Source organism: Pseudomonas sp. GW821-FHT07G06 (assembly GCF_058986625.1).
Genome location: NZ_JBYSVW010000019.1, coordinates 65,606 through 83,684 on the forward strand (window position 1 = coordinate 65,606; position 18,079 = coordinate 83,684).

Sequence of the window (18,079 nt, forward strand, 5' to 3'; positions counted from 1 at the left end):
CTGCTTCCTTTTATCCCACCGCCGCGCCATGATGCAGCTCTCCCACCGCCGCCCGCGAAGAGCCCTCATGTCTGTGCAGCAAGTGTCCCCGCAAAGCTCCATGGCGATCACCCTGCAGATCGTCTCCATCGTGTTCTATACCTTTATTGCCTTCCTCTGCATCGGTTTGCCGATTGCGGTATTGCCGGGTTATGTCCACGAGCAACTGGGGTTCAGCGCCATCGTGGCCGGGCTGACCATCGGCTCGCAATACCTCGCCACCCTGCTCAGTCGCCCCATGGCCGGGCGCATGTCGGACAGCGTCGGCACCAAGCGGGCGATCATCTATGGCTTGTCCGGGATTGTGCTCAGTGGCGTGCTGACGCTGCTGTCGACGCTGTTGCAAGATTTGCCGTTGCTCAGCCTGCTGATCCTGATCGCCGGGCGCTTGTTGCTGGGCATTGCCCAAGGCTTGATCGGCGTCGGCACCATCAGTTGGTGCATGGGTCAGGTGGGCGCCGAGCACACCGCGCGGTCGATTTCCTGGAACGGCATCGCGTCCTATGGGGCGATTGCCATTGGTGCGCCGCTGGGCGTGGTCATGGTGCAACAACTCGGTTTCGCCAGTCTGGGCATCGCCCTGTCGCTGCTGGCCCTGGCTGCACTGCTGCTGATACGCAACAAGCCCTCGGTACCGGTGGTACGCGGTGAACGCTTGCCGTTTTGGGCGGTGTTCGGGCGCATTGCACCGTTTGGCGCGAGCCTGAGCCTGGCTTCCATTGGCTACGGCACCCTGACGACTTTTATCACCCTGTATTACGTCAATCGCGGCTGGACCGGTGCCGCCTATTGCCTGACCGTGTTCGGAGTCTGTTTCATTCTGTCGCGGCTGCTGTTCATTTCCGCCATCAACCGGTTCGGCGGGTTCACCTCCGCCATTGCCTGCATGTGCATCGAGACAGTGGGCCTGGTGCTGCTGTGGCTGGCACCGTCGACCGGGTACGCACTGATTGGCGCCGGCCTGACCGGCTTCGGCCTGTCGCTGGTGTACCCGGCGCTGGGCGTCGAGGCCATCAAACAGGTGCCCAATTCCAGCCGGGGGGCGGGACTGAGTGCCTATGCGGTGTTTTTCGACCTGGCGCTGGCGATTGCCGGCCCGCTGATGGGCGCGATCGCATTGAACATGGGGTATTCGTGGATTTTCTTCAGTGCGGCGCTGTTGTCGGTGACAGGCCTGGGACTGACGCTGCTATTGAAACACCGCGCCATGGCTTGAACCTCTGTAGGAGCTGCCGCAGGCTGCGATCTTTTGACTTCAAGATCAAAAGATCGCAGCCTGCGGCAGCTCCTACAAAGGGATCTATTGATCGGCGGTCTGCATCCCCGCCCGGGTCGCCCTGCCCAGGGTGCGCGAGAAGAAACTCCCGGCTTCAGAGATCAGATTGCGGTGAATGTCTTGCCGATCGACGCCATCGGCATCGGTACACAGCGCGGGCATGATCGCGATCTGCTCGTCATTGCACGGCGCCATGAAGACGAAGTGCCCTGCTCCCGCCAGTAACTTGAAGTCAGGCGCCGTCGGCAACTTGCGCGCCAGCGCCGCGGCGTTCTTGTCGACTGCCACCAGCTTGTCGCCATCGCCGCTGTAAAGCAGCACCGGCACGTGCACATCGGCCAGGGTGTGGCGACCGAACTTCAGGCTCAGCGGCGCCATCAGCATCAAGGCGTGCACCCGTGGGTCCGCCACCGGTTGCAAGTCGTCGCGGTCGACAATCAATTCACCCTGAGTGTTGCAGGCGTCGCGGTCGTCCGGACGCTCCTGGCAATAACGGCGCAGGCGATCCAGGTCCGGCGTGGCGCCGGACAGAATCAATGCGGTCTCGCCACCGGCCGAATAACCAATGACACCGACCTGATCGGCGTTGACGAAGGGGGACAGCATGCGGTCGCCCAGGGTGGCCGTGATGGCTTCGGAAATCTGGATCGGCCGGCCGTACAGGTTACTCAAAGTACCGAGGCGGCTGTGGTCCCTGGAGTTGTCACCGGGGTGGATCACCGCCACCACGACGAAACCTTTGCGTGCCAGCGAGGTGGCGAGGTCGTGCAAGGCCAGGGGGGTTCCGGTGTTGCCATGGGACAGCATCAGCATCGGGAACCGGCCTATCGCGACCTTGGTGTCCTCCCCGGCTTCGACGGTGTAACCCTCGAGTTTACTGGTGTGCTCCCAATCACTGGAGGGATAGAAGGCGATGGCGCGCATCGGCTGCAGGTCCAGTGGGTCAAGAAAAGTCATCTCGTGGAAGCCGACGCTCCAGTGCGGATGCGGTGCAGGCGCGGCGTGCACTGTATTCAGGCTGCTGAGCAGGCAAATCAGCAAAGTTGCACAAAGACGCACCATGGGATGCCCCACCTTGTTACCGGACTTGAGACGTACACCCTGGACTGCATAAGTCGGGCCACATCCTGAAACGACCAGAAACAAAAAACTCCGTAGCTGGTACTTGCGTAAACCAGAATACAGAGTTTTTTGGGCTTTACCTGAACGGTTGCCAACTTTTACGCAAGCCTTACGCGGCGGCGAACAACTGCTCGCTGATTTGCGCATGAGCAGCGCTCATTGCTTTGCTGCGGACGTCATCACCGTAAGCCAGGCCTTCGGCGCGGACGATTTCGATGTCGGTGATACCGATGAAACCGAACAGCAACTTCAAGTATTCCTCGTGGGCAACACCGGTTGCCTGGCCGGCGTGCATGCCGCCGGAAGTCGAAACGATCACCACTTTCTTGCCGCCGCACAGGCCTTCAGGGCCGGCTTCGGTGTAGCGGAAGGTCTGGCCGGCTACAGCGATGCGATCGATCCAGGCCTTCAACTGAGTCGGGATGGTGAAGTTGTACATCGGTGCGGCAATCACCACGGCATCGGCGGCCAGGAATTCGGCCAGGGTCGAGGCGCTCAGTTCGGCTTCGTGCTGTTGTGCGGCGTTGCGCAGTTCAGCGGTGGTGCCGGCGGCGACCAGGGTAGTGGAAGAGAAATGGCTGATAGCGTCAGCGGCCAGGTCGCGGTAGGTCACTACGGCGGTCGGCTCGGCGGTTTGCCAGGCCTTGACGACTTCACCGCTCAACTGACGGGAAGCCGAGTTGTCGCCCAGGATGCTCGAATCGATATGCAGCAGTTTCATGTGGGATCTCCAAGTGAGGATCGCCCACAAGGGCGATCTGATGGGACTAATCCTACAGACGAAACCAATAGCTGATTAGTCGGCAACAATGCGATAGTTCGTCTCACAGATAGAACAATCGGATTCACATCATGCAAGACCTCAACGACCTGTATTACTTCGCCAAAGTCGTGGAAGCCGGGGGATTCGCGGCAGCCGGACGCTTGCTGGGGATCCCCAAGTCCCGACTGTCGCGGCGTATCGCCGAACTGGAAGAGCGCCTGGGTGCACGCTTGCTGCAACGCACCACCCGACAGCTGAAACTGACCGCCGTGGGTGAACGCTACCTCAGGCACTGCCAGGCGATGCTGCTGGAAGCGGAAATGGCCGACGAGGCCGTGGCCAGCATGTCCAGTGAACCCCGAGGGCGTTTGCGGGTGTCCTGCCCGGTCGGGTTGGCCCACGAAATATTACCGGGGGTGATCAGCGACTTTCTCGAACGCTTTCCGCAGGTCCAGTTGGAGGTCATGCTGCTTAACCGCCGGGTTGACCTGGTGAACGAAGGCATTGACGTTGCCCTGCGTGTGCGGGAACTGGGCGACGAAGACCCGCTGCTGGTCACCCGCCGCCTGCGTCAGGCGCAGATGCTGATGGTCGCCAGCCCCGGTTTCCTCGCGGGGCGTGAGATCAATCACCCCGAAGATCTGAAAAGCCTGCCGGTGCTCGGCGCACTGGAAGCCGACCGCATGGTGCACATCCGCCTGCTGGATCAAAAAGGCAAGAGCTGTGAACTGGCGCTCGAGGCCCGGCTGGGCATCGATGACTTTATCGTGCGCAAGGCCAGCACCCTCTCTGGTCTCGGCTTTACGATGCTGCCCATGATGTATTGCGAGCAGGAACTGGAAAACGGCTCACTGGTGCAGTTGTTGCCCGAGTGGTCGCTGCCCGGTGGCTGGCTGCAGGCGGTCTATCCTCATCGACGCGGAGTGATGCCGGCGGTACGCGCCTGGATTGATCACCTGGTCGAATCCTTCAATGCCTGTGGGGAACGATTGTTATGAAAGCTGGACGGATGAGCGAAGAGGACGTCGCGAAGTTCTGCCTCGCCCTGCCCGGTGCACGGGAAGATTATAAATGGGGAGGCGTGCGGGTGTTTTCGATTGCCGGGAACAAGATGTTCGCCTTGCAGGGCCTGAGGGGTGATTCTCTGGCCTTCAAGGTCGACAAGGACCTGTTTCTCGGTCACTGCGACCGCCCGGGCATTCACCCGGCGCCGTATCTGGCCCGGGCCCAGTGGATCATCATGCAAACGCCCTACCCGCTCGGCAGCGAAGAACTGCAGGGCTTGCTGCAGCGCTCCCACCAATTGGTGGTGAGCAGACTGCCCAAGCGCACTCAAGTCGGACTGTTACTGTAGGGCTTTGTTTATCAGGTCAAGGCGAACACATGTGCGCCGAGAAACAGGTAATCGATCCAGAACACCTGGTGCAATAGCACGATGATCCAGAACACCAACTGGTACGAGACTTTGCGGGTTTTGTGGCGAAACGCCTGCTGGGCCAGCAACGCACCGGGCCAACCGCCGGCGAGCTCCAGCGCATGCAAGACGTTTTCCGGCGTACGCCATTGCTCGGCGCGCGCCTTGCGCTTGTCGCTCCAGTACAGGAAAAACGTCACGACGCTGACGATGCCGTAGGCCGCGAGGGGAATCAGCGACTCCCCGTGCAGCCATGACGACAGCGAACCCGACAGCGGCAACGCGCACAGGATTGCAAACACCATCCACTTCAGCCGTGAATGGCGGATCTGTCCCCCGGACGGGCGTCCGGGGTTGTTGCGCGAGCTCGAGTCACTCACGGCTTGGCCGCGCTCCAGTCGACCCAGCCGAACTGCCAGGTCGCCAGGATGATCAGGCCGAACACAATGCGATACCAGGCAAACGCCGCATAGCTGTGGTTGGCGATGAACTTGAGCAGCCCGCGGACCGCAATCATCGCAAAAATGAACGCGGTGACGAAGCCGATGGCGAACACCGGGAAATCCGCCGGGACAAACAGTTCACGGTACTTGTAGCCCGAGTACACCGCTGCGCCGACCATGGTGGGCATCGCCAGGAAGAACGAGAACTCGGTAGCGGTCTTGCGCGACAGGCCGAACAGCAGACCGCCGATGATCGTCGAGCCCGAACGCGAAGTGCCCGGAATCATCGCCAGGCATTGGGCCAGGCCGACTTTCAAGGCATCTTTCCAGGTGATGTCATCCACGGATTCGGCGTGTACTTCATGCTGGCGGCGCTCGGCCCACAACATGATGATCCCGCCCACGACCAGCGCCGTTGCCACGGTGATCGGATTGAACAGGTAATGGTGGATCAGGTCGGCGAAGATCACGCCCAACACCACGGCCGGCAGGAACGCGATCAACAGGTTTGCGGTAAACCGCCGGGCACCCGGCTGGGTTGGCAGACCGATGACCACGTCAAGGATCTTGCGTCGAAATTCCCACACCACCGCCAGGATGGCACCCAGCTGAATGATGATGTTGAACGCCATTGCCCGCTCGCCCCCGAAGCCGAGCAAGTCGGCCACGATGATCTGGTGGCCGGTACTGGAAATGGGCAGGAACTCGGTCAGCCCTTCTACAACCCCAAGAATCAATGCCTGAAAGGCGGTCCAAAGATCCATCAATCCCCCAAAAGGCTATGCACGCCGGCATGCCCCGTTGATATTTTTTCAAATGCTTTCATTGCGCTCAGCGTCGCTGAGGTCCCGCGCATCAAGGATCACCACAGGACCGTTAAAATCCCGTGAAAAAACCAACTTGAACCCGCTTTACCCGTGCGGGGGGCGAAATCCTATCAGACAAGTCCGATCGGCGGTTACAATCCGCCCCTCTTCGATTTCCCCAAGGTATCTCCATGTCCGGGCTTGAACTGTTTGCCGCCGCCCTCGGTGTCATTGCCGTCTGGCTGACGGTCAAACAGAATCCCTGGTGCTGGCCTATCGGCCTGGTCATGGTGCTGCTCTACAGTTGGATCTTTTTTGAGGTGAAGCTGTATTCCGACATGCTGCTGCAAGTCGTCTATGCCGCCTTGCAGCTTTACGGCTGGTGGCAGTGGACACGGGTTGGCGACACGACCCATGGCCGCGAAGTCAGTCGCCTCGACGCTCGAACCGTGGTGTTGAGCCTGGCCATTGGTGCAGTCGGCAGTCTGTTGCTGGGAGCGGCCATGGCCCACTGGACCGACGCTGCACAACCCTGGCTTGATGCGGCGCTGACCGGGTTCAGCCTGGTGGCGCAGGTCTGGATGGCGCAAAAACGTGTCCAGTGCTGGCCGTTGTGGATCGCCCTGGATGTGATATTCGTCGGGTTGTTCGTCTATAAAGGCCTGTACCTGACCGCCACCCTGTACGGGTTGTTCGCCGTCATCGCCGTACAGGGCTGGCGCGAATGGCGTGCCGATCCGGCATTGCGCGCATGAAAGTCCTGGTCCTCACAGGCCCTGAATCCAGCGGTAAAAGCTGGCTGGCGGCCGAGTTGCAACAGCGTTTCGGCGGGATGCTGGTTGACGAATACGTGCGCTGGTTCATCGAGCAGAATCCGCGGGACACCACGTTGGCCGACATTACGCCCATTGCCCGCGGTCAACTGGCATGGGAAGACCAGGCGCGGGCGCAACAACCACCTTTGCTCATCCTCGACACGCACCTGCTGAGCAATATCCTCTGGAGCCAGACCCTGTTCGGCGATTGCCCCGCCTGGATTGAACCAGCACTACTGGCCCGGCATTACGACTTGCACCTGCTGTTGTCGCCGGAGCACGTCGACTGGACGGATGACGGCCAGCGTTGCCAGCCCCGATTGAGTGAGCGCCAGGCATTTTTCGAGCAGACCCTGGCCTGGCTCGAACGCCACGCACAACCAGTTCAAGTGCTGCACGGAGATTGGGCAGAACGCCGAATCCAGGCACTGGACGCCGTGACCCGATTGCTCGGCGCCTGACCGCCGTTTGGGGCAATTTCCCCATCCTCCCCCTGCTGCGGGGGGGAAAGTGTCCGATCCTGAAACACCCTCCCTGCCTGAAACCACCCATTTCAACGCCCCGCATCGTTTGCTCACCGGATGTGTCAAGGTGCTGTTACAACGACGCTAGAACCCTTGTTCCAGAGGGGTTGGTCCGCAATTACGGGCTGCCTGCGCAGAGTTTTGTCTCACCGTTGGTACACCCTCGACAAAAGGTTCCCGATCCAAGTCTGTAAGCCATTGAATCAACTTGATATTCAAAAGGCGGCACAGCTTTCGCTCTATTCCTCCCACAGCTGACCGGGGCCAGCTTACAAATGAAGGAATGAATGTCGTGGAGATATTCAAAAAAAAAGGCTTGATGTGCCTCCTGCTGATCGCGAGCGCTGCCGGCACATTTCTCAGTTTCAACGTTCAAGCCGAAGGCAACGGTGTCATCGTGCTTGATCGTACCGTTCACTCAACGCTCATCGGTCGCAGCGGCGGCAGGGATCCAAACCCGGCCACCATCAGTGCCAACCCTTCTGCCCGCGTCACCGGCGAACTCAGCGACGCCGATATCGCCGGGGTAACCACCGGAACAACCCCTCATAACAGCTTCGGGCAAAACCCGGGCAGCATGCACGGCCTGAATGTCATCACCAACCCCAACGGTTTACCCGGCATGTCCGTCGGCCACGGGGGTGGCAGTGGCGGCGCCATTTCCGGAACCATCAACCGCGCCATGAGCTCCGGCCTCAGCCCACTGAGCAGAATGGCGGGGGGGCAATGACATGGATCGTTCCCTTTTTTTACCTGCCCTGTTAACTGCCCAGTTATTTGCCCTGCTACTTGCCCTGCTCGGCGGCACCAGCGTGATGGCCGATTCGGGCGTCAGTTCGGTGAACAACGCCACCCTCCAGGATTCCGGTACCCAATACCGAGGCAACTTCAGCGTCAACCAGGCGGCCGGCGATCAACAGCAGCAGGCCAACGTCCGCGCGATCGCCATTGGTACCGAAGCCGGTGCGACCACCAGCGTCAGGCAAAGAATCACCACGCCCGCCAATGCGTCGATGGATGCGACGGCCACTATCGGCGGCACCTCTTTCAGCAATGGCAGCGGCGTACTGGGCGTCAACCAGAGTGCCGGGGCGAACAACCAGATGGCCAACGCCCTGCGCATCAGCATCGGCGCTGCACCGCAAGCCATCGACGACAGTGCTCTTTCTCAACAGAACGTGGCGTTGCTACCGAACTCGGGAGCAGCTGGCACCCCAAACGGCAGTCGCCAGGTCGTGACAAGCGACCAGGCCTTCACCGGCAGCCGGGGCGTGATCCAGGTGAACCAGAGTGCCGGGGTGGGGAACCGAATGGCTAACACCCTGAGTATCCGGGTCTCTGACTGACCCCGATACAGTGCGAATGGGGAAGTACCAACACTTGAACAACTAATGAGCACGGAGAATCACCATGAACCCGACAACTGCTCTCAAACCACTGGCTTTCGCCCTGGCAGCGGTGATGGCATTTGCAGCCCAGGCTGATCCCGTGCAGGGCAATGGACAGGGCAGCAACCAACCGCCTGATGGCCCGTCGCTGGATCAGATTCTGCAGATTACCTCAGGCGCCGGGGCCGCCGTACTGGACTCGCAGGAAAGCAGTGACAGCGGGGTAGTGAACCGGGGCACCCAAAACGACGCCAGAATCGATAACTCCCTGAACAACTCCAACGGCAACATGGGCGCCAACGTTGCAGCCGGCAACGGCAACCAGCAAGACAACGCCGCCGCCCTTGCCACGGCTGACGAAGCCTTCATCTTCGGCTCCGCCGTTACGGTTTCCAGCGCGACTCAGAGGAGCACTGGCAACACCGCCAGGAACCATTCCAACACCAACAACACATCGCTCAATAACGCGGGCAACAGCGGTTCCGGCAACATCGGCATCAACGTCACCACCGGCGACTTCAACCAACAGAAAAACAACCTGGCGATTGCCGTTTCCGGCGGCCGTGTAGCAGTCGCCGCGGCGGCGGCGAACCAAAGCACGTCCGGGCTGCACGTCAGCAACAACGCCAGGACCGAGTTCGTGCCCGTGGGTGTACTCGGCCTGTCCGGCATAACCACTCAACAAGTGATGACGCCGGAAGGCTGGAGACCTCCTGTAACCAACAATGCTTCGATCACGAACTCGATGAACAACTTCTCCGGCAATGGCGGAGCCAACGTATCGTCCGGCGTCGGCAACCAGCAAAGCAACTCGCTGTCCATCGCCGCAGGCTGCAAATCATGTCCCTAATCGCAACCGCCATGAAAGAGCCTCGGCGACGGCGCTTTTTCTCGGTCTGAAGGCGTATCGCCCATGCGTAAGACGGCCCTTTTCGCCCTGCTGTGCCTGTCTGGCCTGACCCAGGCTGCACAGATGCCGGTTGCCGCCCTGCCGGGCGGCGTGCTGGTGTACAAGCACGTACAGAGTTTGCGTGAGCGCAAGTTCAGCGACATCGTCGAACAGAAAACCGACTTCAGCTGCGGCGCCGCCGCGCTGGCAACGATACTGCGCCAGGCCTATTGGCTCGACGTCGATGAGGAGCACATCATCAAGGGCATGCTGGTCTTCGCCGACCAGGACCTGGTCCGTACCCAGGGGTTTTCCATGTTGGACATGAAGCGCTACATAGAAAGCATCGGCATGCGCGCCCGGGGCTACAAGATCCCGCCTGAAAGACTCGATGCCGTGACGATTCCGGTGGTAGTACTGATGGAAATTCGCGGCTACAAGCACTTCGTGGTGTTGCAGCGGGCGGACAAGAACTGGGTCTACATCGGCGACCCGGTACTCGGTCACAAACGCTACTCCCATGATGACTTTGTCAAAGGCTGGAATGGCATTGTCTTCGCCATCATCGGTCCCGGTTACGACAAAACCAATGCGTTACGCAGTCCACCGGAACCGCTGACTGCCAAAAACAAGATGGATAATTTCAACCCGGTCAAAGATGCTGAATTGATGGAATTTGGTTTCATACAGAGCGACTTCTTTTAATCGCCAATAAGATAACTGGGGGCAGGATGCTCCGGGAGCAGCAAATGAAAACCTCGTATTGGGTGGTCACTGCCTGTCTGGCAGCGACCACTTCAGGTTTTGCTGATGAGTTCAGACCCATCGAAATCAAGGACCAGGAACTGGCCGAGATGCGTGGCCGGTATGTGATGCCGGGGCGGGTCATCAGCTTCGGTGTTGTCATGAGCAGTACCTGGCGCAACGCCAGTGGTGATCTGATCGGGGCAACCACCTCAATGCGTCTTCAAGCCGAAACGGTCAAGCCCGAGTTCTACGTTTCAACCATCAAACACAGCGGTAAAGGCGATTCGCCCAACTCGGGTACCGGTCGTGTAACGGGTGGCGCCGGGTTGAGCACCTCTCAGGGCATCACCCAGGTCACACGGGCTGCGGGCGATGACAACCGTTCAAACAACAGGATCGCCATCAACGTCAAAGAGGCCAGCACGGCCCCTGCGCCGGTGCCGAGCCGGGGCCAGGCGCTGACAGCCGGTCAAACCATCACCGGCAGCAATGCTGCAGGCAGTGTCGCCGTGTCCGCGACCGGCGGCGGTGTTCAGGTGGCCATTACCGCCAACAACAACCAGGGCTCAAGCCTGCAGCAAGTCGCCCAAGGCGGGTTACTGCAAGACACCCGGTTGCTGGGCAGCAGCAATGTGGTCAACAACATGACTCGACTCAACGTCGTGCTCGACAATAAAAGCCCGAGTGCTGGTGCATTGGGCTACAACCTGAACCAACTCACCGCATTACGGACCTTGGGGTATTGAGCTACGCTAAGTCACGACCATTGGGCACAAATGGACGGCTTTTTCATGTACCGATCGGTATCACTGCGTGTAGTTATAGGCTTGTGCTCTCTACTCCCGGTGGCGATGGTGCAGGCAGCACCTGACCCGGAACTGGAGGCTCTCAAACGAGAGCTTCTGGAGTTGAAACAACGATACGAAGTCCAGCAAAAAGCCCTGGCGGTTCTTGAGCAACGGGTCCGCCAGGTCGAAGAACAGCCCGCTCCACCCCCACCCAAACGCCTGGCCAAGTCGCCAGCGGACCTGAAGGGCAATCCAGACGTCGCCACCGGCACCGGTGCCGCAGCGGCTTCAGGGGGGGCCGCCGGAGGCAGCGGCAGTTCGTATGGACAATCGCTGGCCGATGACTCACAACCGGCGCAAAGCGTTTCAAACCTGTATGACGAGGCCAGCGGGTTCTTCGGCGGTGGCAAGTTCAGCGTCGAAACCGGGATAACCTACTCCCGGTACGATACCCGCCAACTGGTCCTCAACGGTTTTCTCGCCCTGGACTCGATCTTTCTCGGTGCCATCAACCTGGACCGGATCAAGGCCGACACCTGGACGCTGGACCTCACCGGCCGCTACAACTTCAACAATCGCTGGCAGTTCGACCTGAACGTGCCGGTGGTCTACCGCCAGTCCACGTACCAGTCCGGTGGCGGCAATAGCGGCGCCGCCAACGTCACCACCGAAGACACCGTCAAGGAAGACCCGACCATTGGCGACGTCAACTTCGGTATCGCCTACAAATTCCTCGACGAGTCGGCCAACACGCCGGATGCCGTGGTGACCTTGCGCGTCAAGGCACCGACCGGCAAAGACCCGTTCGGCATCAAGCTGGTTCGGGTGGACGCCAACTCCAACCTGGCCGTGCCTGAATCCTTGCCTACCGGTAACGGCGTCTGGTCGATTACGCCGGGGATCTCTCTGGTCAAGACCTTCGATCCGGCAGTGCTGTTCGGCAGCCTGTCGTACACGCACAACCTGGAAGAGTCTTTCGACGACATCAGCTCCAACCCGGCGCTCGAGACGCCGGGCAAAGTACGCATTGGCGACAGTTTCCAGATTGGCGCCGGCATTGCGTTCGCCTTGAACGAAAAGATGAGCATGTCGTTCTCGGTCTCTGACCTGGTGCAACGCAAAAGCAAGCTCAAGGAAGATGGCGGGGATTGGCAATCGGTGGTGTCCAGCGATGCCAACGCCGGTTACTTCAACATCGGCATGACCATTGCGGCCACCAACAGCCTGACCATCGTACCCAACCTGTCCATTGGCATGACGGACGACGCCCCGGACTTCCAGTTCAGCCTGAAATTCCCTTACTACTTCTGACTCGAACCAAAAAAGCTCTTCACGCAATCCCGGGAAACTGTAGGAACCAGCCTGCTGGCGATGGACCCGAGTGCGCCGCGTTCATCCAGGTCACACGCGTTATCGTTAACGACCATCGCTGGCAAGCCAGCTCCACAAGGTATCGGATGTGTCTGTAGGAGCTGCCGCAGGCTGCGATCTTTTGATCTCAAGCAAATTCCGAAACCGCCAAAAGATCGCAGGCTGCGCCAGCTCCTACAGGGGACCATGCCCACGCCGAAACTGTAGGAGCCAGCCTGCTGGCGATGGATTCAAGTGCGCCGCGTTTATCCAGGTCACACGCGCGATCGTTAACGACCATCGCTGGCAGGCCAGCTCCTACAAAGGCTTGCTGGCGATGGACTCAAACGCGCCGCGCCCGCAATTTTCATTGCAGCGGTCTTTTTGTTTGAAGCAGGAATTCAACGAATCTGATGCTTGTGCAGCAACCGGTAGAACGTCGGACGCGACACGCCCAATACTTTGGCGGCGACACTCAGGTTATCGCTGTGGCGATTCAATACATCGCACAACGCCTGGCGTTCGGCCCGGGTCTTGTATTCTTCGAGGGTGCCCATCGGCGCGGCAATCGCGTGTTGACTGATCAACCCCAGGTCGCGGGCCTCGATCTGCCGGCCTTCGGCCAATACCAGTCCGCGACGAACGCGATTGGCCAGTTCACGCACATTGCCTGGCCAGTCGTGTTTGCCCATGGCAATCAAGGCGTCTTCGCTGAAACTGCGGGGGCGACGTCCGGTTTCACGGCTGTAGAAATGGGAGAAGTGGTTGGCCAGCATCGACAAGTCGCCATGGCGCTCGCGCAGCGGAACGGTCAGCACTTGCAGTACGTTCAGGCGGTAATACAAGTCTTCACGAAAGCGTTTCTTGGCGATAGCGGCTTCAAGGTCGACATTCGTCGCCGCCAGCACCCGCACATCGACCGGAATCGGCTGACTGCCGCCCACCCGCTCGATGTGTTTTTCCTGGAGAAACCGTAGCAGATTGGCCTGCAACTCCAGTGGCAGGTCACCGATCTCGTCGAGAAACAGGGTGCCACCGTTAGCGGCTTCTATTCGTCCGACCTTGCGTTGATGTGCGCCGGTAAATGCACCTTTCTCATGGCCAAACAATTCGGACTGGATCAAGTGTTCGGGAATCGCACCACAATTGATTGCGATAAAGGGTTTGCTGTGGCGCTGGGACAGGCGATGCAGGGTTCGTGCGACCAATTCCTTGCCAGTGCCGCTTTCACCGCGAATCAATACCGGAGACTCGGTCGGAGCGAGTTTGCTCAACAGTTTTCGCAGTTCACGCACAGGTTTGCTGTCACCGAGCAATTCGTGCTCAGGCTGGTCGACATGCACTGTACCCTGCCCACGCAACCGCACCATGCCAAATGCCCGGCCCAGCGTAACCTGGACCCTGGACACATCGAACGGCAAGGTATGAAAATCAAAAAACCACTCACAGACAAAGTCGCCGACATTTTTCAGTCGCAGCACTTCCTGATTGAGTACGGCTATCCACTCTGCGCCACTGCGGCCGATCAATTCCTTGACGGGCTCCGGGTGCTCAAGGTGATACGGCTGCAGGCGTATCAAGCCCACGTCACAGGTTCGGTCAGCGGCGTGCTCCAGCGTGCAGCTGTCAACATCCCAACCGATAGCGCGCAATCCAGGGAGCAGACGATAGCAATCGTCACAGGGGTCCACCACTAATAGACGTCGTGAAGCTGGCACATCGCTCATGACTGTTCCTTGGCGCCAAAAATTAGAAAATTTATTAAAAACAATCATTTGGCGGACCTGACTGTAACATTAGCAAGAACTTGACAGCTCCTTGTACCGTTTGACTATAGGATTGCGATACATCCAGTTATAAGAAGCGAGTTTGATAGTTACCTATCGACTCTTTTCTTTCATTCAGCTTTCAATGCCGGGTTAATTCTTGAGCCTGTGAAATAAAGTCGAAATTTCTTCTGATTGTGTGTGACCCGAACCCCGGTTGCGGGCATCAGTACAAGTAACCAGCCGAACGGTAAGCCCAACCGACGGCACATCACTTGATTGGGCACACAGAGAGAAGACCCTATGAACGCCCCGCTCCGTATCAACGAAGCACTTTTGATTGCCGACCGCGCATTTAAACCATTCAAATGCGTGGCCTGGGCTCCACAAGACGGTAATGGCGAACTCAGCCTGACCGTTATCGACCGCACCAGCACCAGCATTGGCCGCAAGCAGATCCCAAGCAGCGCTTATTCCGATCCTGCACAACTCGAACTGCTGCTGGAACAGGCCCGCGCCGAATTGAGCGAGGAAGGTTACGCACTGCAGTCGTGGTCGATGCCGCACTAATCGTTTTGCGGATTACCCCGGGGTAATCCGCGCCCTTCCCCGCCTTTTAGTTGGGCTGATGGTTCTCGCCCATACGCACTCATTGCCCCGTTAGTTTGAACTTTTTGTGCGCCTGATACTTTGCAGGCTTGCCATTGGTTCGAAAAGACACTGTTGTGGCACACAGCGACTCTCCGTCTGTTAGTTCTTACAGTTGTGCGTCTCCCCATTCAGGGATTGAATATTCTCCTTATAAAGTCGCCACCAAACTTCTGGATCAGGACGACTCGCAAGGAGATGCGGTTCATGTCAATCCAGTCCGCCATTGCCTGCTCCGCCGTCCGGAACACTGCCGGCACTCTAGATACGACGTTTGCAGGCAACGGCAAAACCCAGGTGTATTTCGCCGACAGCCTTTCCAGCATGGCCAACGACGTCGCAATCGATGCCCGGGGCCGTATGCTGGTGGCAGCAAAGGTCACCATGGCCGATGGCAGCCACTTTGGCCTGGCCCGTTTGCTGGAGGATGGTTCGGCAGACCTGGCGTTCGGCAGGCAAGGCAGCGTCATCGGGCAATTCGAACCCGGGTTCGAAGCCATGGGCGCCAAGGTCCTGGTCATGCCCGACGGCAATATCCTGTTGGCCGGCCTGCAATACGATAACGCACACCGTACGCTCCCGGGCCTGGCATTGCTCGATCAGGAGGGTCGCCTGGTTCAAGGCTTTGGCGACAATGGCCGCCGCGTCGTGCGCTTGCCTGGCGGTCTGTCCCAGGGTGTGCGCGATATCTGGCTGCCTCCAGGTGTGCCGGGCGCTGAAGCCTGCGATGTGGGCGTACAGCAAGACGGCCGGATCCTGATCCTGGCCAACCATCACTTCGAACTGGCCGATCACGTGGGCCTGTTGATACGGCTGGATGTCGAAGGCTCGCTGGACTGCTCATTCAATGGCCGTGGCTTTGTGGTGGTCCGGCACCTGCTGATGAATACCTGGCTCAGCAGCCTGACGATACAAGGTGACGGTCGGATTCTGGTGGGCGGATCGATAAACTTTCCTGAAGAAGGCTTGCTGGCGCGCTACCACGCCGACGGCCGCCTCGACGACAGTTTCGCCGTGGACGGATTCCTGACGTTCAAGGCGCAGGGGCATGGCGCCCAAGTCAGTCAGGTGGTCCAGCAAATCAATGGCGACGTCTTGTGTTTTGGCAGCAGTCGCGAGCCGATGCACTGCCTGACGTTCAAGATGCACAGCAACGGCCGCCCCGACAACCACTGCAACGGCGGCCAGCCGCAACGCCTGGTCATTGGCCACAGCGGCTGCCAGTGGAATACCGCACAGTTACAGCCCGATGGCGGTGTGCTGACGGCGGGCGCAACCATCGGCGGCATCGAAGCAGACTTCATTGTCGGGCGATACCTGCCCGACGGCCTTCCCGATCGCCGTTTCGGCCAAGGCAGCGGCTATACACGTACCCGCCTCGGCCCGAGCCTGGATACCGCCACCTGTGTCGCGGCACAGGCTGATGGAAACATCGTCGTCGGCGGCTATTCACTGCATGGAAACTACAGGGCGGTCATCACTCGCTATCTGGGGTAGGCACGTGCATTTTTCCTGCGCTTGATCTTCTCCCCCGCTTGCGGCAAGTTGCGCGCTTCTTAAAACAAGGAGCAGCCGATGTCCGGTTCAATGGCCCAGGCGTTCGCGCACAACTTTCTCGGGCATTCGCCCCGTTGGTACAAGGCCTGCATCGTCGGCTTTCTGATTCTCAATGCCCTGGTCCTGTGGACCGCAGGTCCGGTGGCGGCCGGCTGGCTGCTGGTGCTGGAGTTCATCTTCACCCTGGCCATGGCGCTCAAGTGTTATCCGCTGATGCCCGGCGGCCTGTTGCTGGTCGAAGCCCTGCTGCTGAAGATGACCACGCCCCAGGCGCTGTATGACGAGTTGCTGCACAACTTCCCGGTGATCCTGCTGCTGATGTTCATGGTGGCCGGTATCTACTTCATGAAGGACTTGCTGCTGTACCTGTTCTCCCGCCTGCTGTTGGGGGTTCGCTCCAAGGCCGCGCTGGCCTTGATGTTCTGCTTCTTGTCGGCCTTTCTGTCGGCGTTCCTCGATGCCTTGACCGTGACCGCCGTGATCATCAGTGCCGCCGTAGGCTTTTACTCGGTGTATCACCGCGTCGCCTCGGGTAACGATCCGCGCCAGGACAGCGAGTACAGCGACGACAAACATCTGCCGACCCTGCATCAGGGCGATCTCGAACAGTTCCGCGCCTTTCTGCGCAGCCTGCTGATGCACGGTGCCGTGGGCACCGCACTGGGCGGTGTGTGTACGCTGGTCGGCGAGCCACAGAACCTGTTGATCGGCCATGAAATGGGTTGGCATTTCTCCGAATTCTTCACCAAGGTTGCGCCGGTATCCCTGCCGGTACTGCTTGCAGGCCTGGTGACATGCGTCCTGCTGGAAAAGCTGCGCTGGTTCGGATACGGCACGCTGCTGCCGGATAACGTCCGTGCGGTGCTGGCCAACTACGCCGCCGAAGACAATGCCGAGCGCACCGCCCGCCAACGCGCAGCGCTTCTGGTACAAGGCGCTGCCGCATTGATTCTGATCGCCGGGCTGGCGTTTCACATCGCCGAAGTGGGCTTGATCGGCTTGATGGTGATCGTGTTGATTACTGCGTTTACCGGCATCACCGACGAACACCGCCTCGGCACCGCGTTCAAGGACGCCATGCCGTTTACCGCCTTGTTGGTGGTGTTTTTCGCCGTGGTCGCAGTGATTCATGACCAGCAATTGTTCTCGCCGTTGATCCACTGGGTACTGGCGCTGCCGGCGGACCAACAGCCGGGCATGCTGTTCATTGCCAACGGGCTGCTGTCAGCCATCAGTGACAACGTGTTCGTCGCGACCATTTACATCACCGAAGTGAAGCGCGCATTCATGGCGGGTGAGATGACCCGTGAACATTTCGAGACGCTGGCCATTGCGATCAACACCGGCACCAACCTGCCGAGCGTGGCGACGCCCAACGGCCAGGCGGCGTTTCTGTTCTTGCTGACCTCGGCGATCGCCCCGCTGGTGCGCCTGTCTTACGGGCGGATGGTCTGGATGGCGTTGCCGTACACCGTGGTCATGGGCTTGCTCGGGTGGTATGCGGTGAGCTACTGGCTGTAACCCCCCAACCCTGTGGGAGCGAGCCTGCTCGCGATGGCGGCGGCACATTCACATCCAAGTGCCTGACAGACCGCTATCGCGAGCAAGCTCGCTCCCACATTATCCGAGGCGGTGCCAGACAGTATGCGGTGAGCTACTGGCTGTAGCCCCCCAACCCTGTGGGAGCGAGCCTGCTCGCGATGGCGGCGGCACATTCACATCCAAGTGCCTGACAGACCGCTAT

The 18,079-nt window shown here is 59.6% G+C and carries 19 protein-coding genes; 14 read left to right on the forward strand and 5 right to left on the reverse strand.

All coding sequences use genetic code 11. The features are described 5' to 3' along the window. The first annotated feature begins 67 nt into the window (after window positions 1–67). Complete coding sequence (locus AC3WJW_RS25645) at window positions 68–1,255, forward strand: MFS transporter (RefSeq protein ID WP_493727912.1); 1,188 nt, start codon at window positions 68–70, stop codon at window positions 1,253–1,255. An 84-nt stretch (window positions 1,256–1,339) separates the two neighbouring features. Here AC3WJW_RS25645 and AC3WJW_RS25650 read toward each other — a convergent pair whose 3' ends face one another. Next, window positions 1,340–2,377, reverse strand: a complete 1,038-nt coding sequence (locus AC3WJW_RS25650) for an alpha/beta hydrolase family protein (protein ID WP_218499987.1) — start codon at window positions 2,375–2,377, stop codon at window positions 1,340–1,342. Window positions 2,378–2,546: 169 nt separating this feature from the next. Next, a complete protein-coding gene (locus tag AC3WJW_RS25655; RefSeq protein ID WP_493727913.1) occupies window positions 2,547–3,158 on the reverse strand; it encodes an FMN-dependent NADH-azoreductase in 612 nt (203 codons plus the stop codon). Window positions 3,159–3,289: 131 nt separating this feature from the next. Between AC3WJW_RS25655 and AC3WJW_RS25660 the strand changes: the two genes are divergently transcribed. After that, window positions 3,290–4,198 (forward strand): LysR substrate-binding domain-containing protein, encoded by a 909-nt coding sequence (locus tag AC3WJW_RS25660; RefSeq protein WP_104447225.1) that lies wholly within the window; start codon window positions 3,290–3,292, stop codon window positions 4,196–4,198. After that, window positions 4,195–4,554 (forward strand): MmcQ/YjbR family DNA-binding protein, encoded by a 360-nt coding sequence (locus AC3WJW_RS25665; RefSeq protein ID WP_102700747.1) that lies wholly within the window; start codon window positions 4,195–4,197, stop codon window positions 4,552–4,554. The genes AC3WJW_RS25660 and AC3WJW_RS25665 overlap by 4 nt, the downstream gene beginning before the upstream one ends. A gap of 11 nt (window positions 4,555–4,565) precedes the next feature. On the opposite strand, the gene AC3WJW_RS25670 is transcribed toward AC3WJW_RS25665, so the two are convergent. Both AC3WJW_RS25670 and AC3WJW_RS25675 read right to left on the reverse strand, forming a co-directional pair. Continuing rightward, window positions 4,566–4,994 (reverse strand): DUF1294 domain-containing protein, encoded by a 429-nt coding sequence (locus tag AC3WJW_RS25670; RefSeq protein ID WP_493727914.1) that lies wholly within the window; start codon window positions 4,992–4,994, stop codon window positions 4,566–4,568. Further along, entirely contained in the window at window positions 4,991–5,821 is an 831-nt protein-coding gene (locus tag AC3WJW_RS25675) for an undecaprenyl-diphosphate phosphatase (protein WP_116580419.1), read from the reverse strand. The genes AC3WJW_RS25670 and AC3WJW_RS25675 overlap by 4 nt, the downstream gene beginning before the upstream one ends. Window positions 5,822–6,054: 233 nt before the next feature. Here AC3WJW_RS25675 and pnuC point away from each other — a divergent pair, with 233 nt between their 5' ends. From pnuC to fapF, 8 genes are all read left to right on the forward strand, one after another. Next, window positions 6,055–6,618, forward strand: coding sequence for a nicotinamide riboside transporter PnuC (pnuC, locus tag AC3WJW_RS25680; RefSeq protein WP_493727915.1), 564 nt, complete (start codon window positions 6,055–6,057; stop codon window positions 6,616–6,618). After that, window positions 6,615–7,139, forward strand: a complete 525-nt coding sequence (locus AC3WJW_RS25685) for an AAA family ATPase (protein ID WP_493727916.1) — start codon at window positions 6,615–6,617, stop codon at window positions 7,137–7,139. Before pnuC ends, AC3WJW_RS25685 begins: the two co-directional genes overlap by 4 nt. A gap of 346 nt (window positions 7,140–7,485) precedes the next feature. After that, a complete protein-coding gene (fapA, locus tag AC3WJW_RS25690; RefSeq protein WP_493727917.1) occupies window positions 7,486–7,932 on the forward strand; it encodes a functional amyloid chaperone FapA in 447 nt (148 codons plus the stop codon). Window position 7,933: 1 nt separating this feature from the next. After that, window positions 7,934–8,548: a fibril amyloid subunit FapB gene (gene fapB / locus AC3WJW_RS25695; RefSeq protein ID WP_493727918.1), complete on the forward strand. Its 615-nt coding sequence runs from the start codon at window positions 7,934–7,936 to the stop codon at window positions 8,546–8,548. 64 nt (window positions 8,549–8,612) lie between these two features. Next, a complete protein-coding gene (gene fapC, locus AC3WJW_RS25700) occupies window positions 8,613–9,440 on the forward strand; it encodes an amyloid-like fimbrin subunit FapC (protein WP_493727919.1) in 828 nt (275 codons plus the stop codon). A gap of 63 nt (window positions 9,441–9,503) precedes the next feature. Next, window positions 9,504–10,184, forward strand: coding sequence for a fibril amyloid maturation endopeptidase FapD (gene fapD / locus AC3WJW_RS25705; RefSeq protein WP_493727920.1), 681 nt, complete (start codon window positions 9,504–9,506; stop codon window positions 10,182–10,184). 26 nt (window positions 10,185–10,210) lie between these two features. Continuing rightward, a complete protein-coding gene (fapE, locus tag AC3WJW_RS25710) occupies window positions 10,211–10,972 on the forward strand; it encodes a fibril amyloid subunit FapE (RefSeq protein ID WP_493727921.1) in 762 nt (253 codons plus the stop codon). Between the two features lie 45 nt (window positions 10,973–11,017). Beyond that, a complete protein-coding gene (fapF, locus tag AC3WJW_RS25715) occupies window positions 11,018–12,325 on the forward strand; it encodes a fibril amyloid transporter FapF (RefSeq protein ID WP_493727922.1) in 1,308 nt (435 codons plus the stop codon). Window positions 12,326–12,765: 440 nt separating this feature from the next. Here the strand turns inward: fapF and AC3WJW_RS25720 are convergent, their stop codons facing one another. Next, window positions 12,766–14,091, reverse strand: a complete 1,326-nt coding sequence (locus AC3WJW_RS25720) for a sigma-54 dependent transcriptional regulator (protein ID WP_493727923.1) — start codon at window positions 14,089–14,091, stop codon at window positions 12,766–12,768. 342 nt (window positions 14,092–14,433) lie between these two features. Between AC3WJW_RS25720 and AC3WJW_RS25725 the strand changes: the two genes are divergently transcribed. The 3 genes from AC3WJW_RS25725 to nhaB all read left to right on the forward strand — a co-directional run bounded on the left by AC3WJW_RS25725 (window position 14,434) and on the right by nhaB (window position 17,856). Beyond that, the gene (locus AC3WJW_RS25725; RefSeq protein WP_493727924.1) at window positions 14,434–14,700 is read left to right on the forward strand and encodes a hypothetical protein; all 267 of its coding nucleotides are present in this window, start codon (window positions 14,434–14,436) and stop codon (window positions 14,698–14,700) included. 285 nt (window positions 14,701–14,985) lie between these two features. Beyond that, window positions 14,986–16,275 (forward strand): NHL repeat-containing protein, encoded by a 1,290-nt coding sequence (locus AC3WJW_RS25730; protein WP_493727925.1) that lies wholly within the window; start codon window positions 14,986–14,988, stop codon window positions 16,273–16,275. Window positions 16,276–16,353: 78 nt separating this feature from the next. Continuing rightward, window positions 16,354–17,856, forward strand: a complete 1,503-nt coding sequence (gene nhaB, locus AC3WJW_RS25735; RefSeq protein WP_493727926.1) for a sodium/proton antiporter NhaB — start codon at window positions 16,354–16,356, stop codon at window positions 17,854–17,856. The last annotated feature ends 223 nt before the right edge of the window (window positions 17,857–18,079 follow it).

Coding starts and splice junctions, on each gene's coding strand:
- AC3WJW_RS25655 (WP_493727913.1), bottom strand. CDS start 3,158: ATGAAACTGCTGCATATCGATTCGAGCATCCTGGGCGACAACTCGGCT.
- fapB (WP_493727918.1), top strand. CDS start 7,934: ATGGATCGTTCCCTTTTTTTACCTGCCCTGTTAACTGCCCAGTTATTT.
- fapC (WP_493727919.1), top strand. CDS start 8,613: ATGAACCCGACAACTGCTCTCAAACCACTGGCTTTCGCCCTGGCAGCG.
- AC3WJW_RS25665 (WP_102700747.1), top strand. CDS start 4,195: ATGAAAGCTGGACGGATGAGCGAAGAGGACGTCGCGAAGTTCTGCCTC.
- AC3WJW_RS25730 (WP_493727925.1), top strand. CDS start 14,986: ATGTCAATCCAGTCCGCCATTGCCTGCTCCGCCGTCCGGAACACTGCC.
- AC3WJW_RS25675 (WP_116580419.1), bottom strand. CDS start 5,821: ATGGATCTTTGGACCGCCTTTCAGGCATTGATTCTTGGGGTTGTAGAA.
- fapA (WP_493727917.1), top strand. CDS start 7,486: ATGAATGTCGTGGAGATATTCAAAAAAAAAGGCTTGATGTGCCTCCTG.
- AC3WJW_RS25650 (WP_218499987.1), bottom strand. CDS start 2,377: ATGGTGCGTCTTTGTGCAACTTTGCTGATTTGCCTGCTCAGCAGCCTG.
- AC3WJW_RS25660 (WP_104447225.1), top strand. CDS start 3,290: ATGCAAGACCTCAACGACCTGTATTACTTCGCCAAAGTCGTGGAAGCC.
- AC3WJW_RS25685 (WP_493727916.1), top strand. CDS start 6,615: ATGAAAGTCCTGGTCCTCACAGGCCCTGAATCCAGCGGTAAAAGCTGG.
- pnuC (WP_493727915.1), top strand. CDS start 6,055: ATGTCCGGGCTTGAACTGTTTGCCGCCGCCCTCGGTGTCATTGCCGTC.
- fapD (WP_493727920.1), top strand. CDS start 9,504: ATGCGTAAGACGGCCCTTTTCGCCCTGCTGTGCCTGTCTGGCCTGACC.
- AC3WJW_RS25645 (WP_493727912.1), top strand. CDS start 68: ATGTCTGTGCAGCAAGTGTCCCCGCAAAGCTCCATGGCGATCACCCTG.
- AC3WJW_RS25720 (WP_493727923.1), bottom strand. CDS start 14,091: ATGAGCGATGTGCCAGCTTCACGACGTCTATTAGTGGTGGACCCCTGT.
- fapE (WP_493727921.1), top strand. CDS start 10,211: ATGCTCCGGGAGCAGCAAATGAAAACCTCGTATTGGGTGGTCACTGCC.
- nhaB (WP_493727926.1), top strand. CDS start 16,354: ATGTCCGGTTCAATGGCCCAGGCGTTCGCGCACAACTTTCTCGGGCAT.
- fapF (WP_493727922.1), top strand. CDS start 11,018: ATGTACCGATCGGTATCACTGCGTGTAGTTATAGGCTTGTGCTCTCTA.
- AC3WJW_RS25725 (WP_493727924.1), top strand. CDS start 14,434: ATGAACGCCCCGCTCCGTATCAACGAAGCACTTTTGATTGCCGACCGC.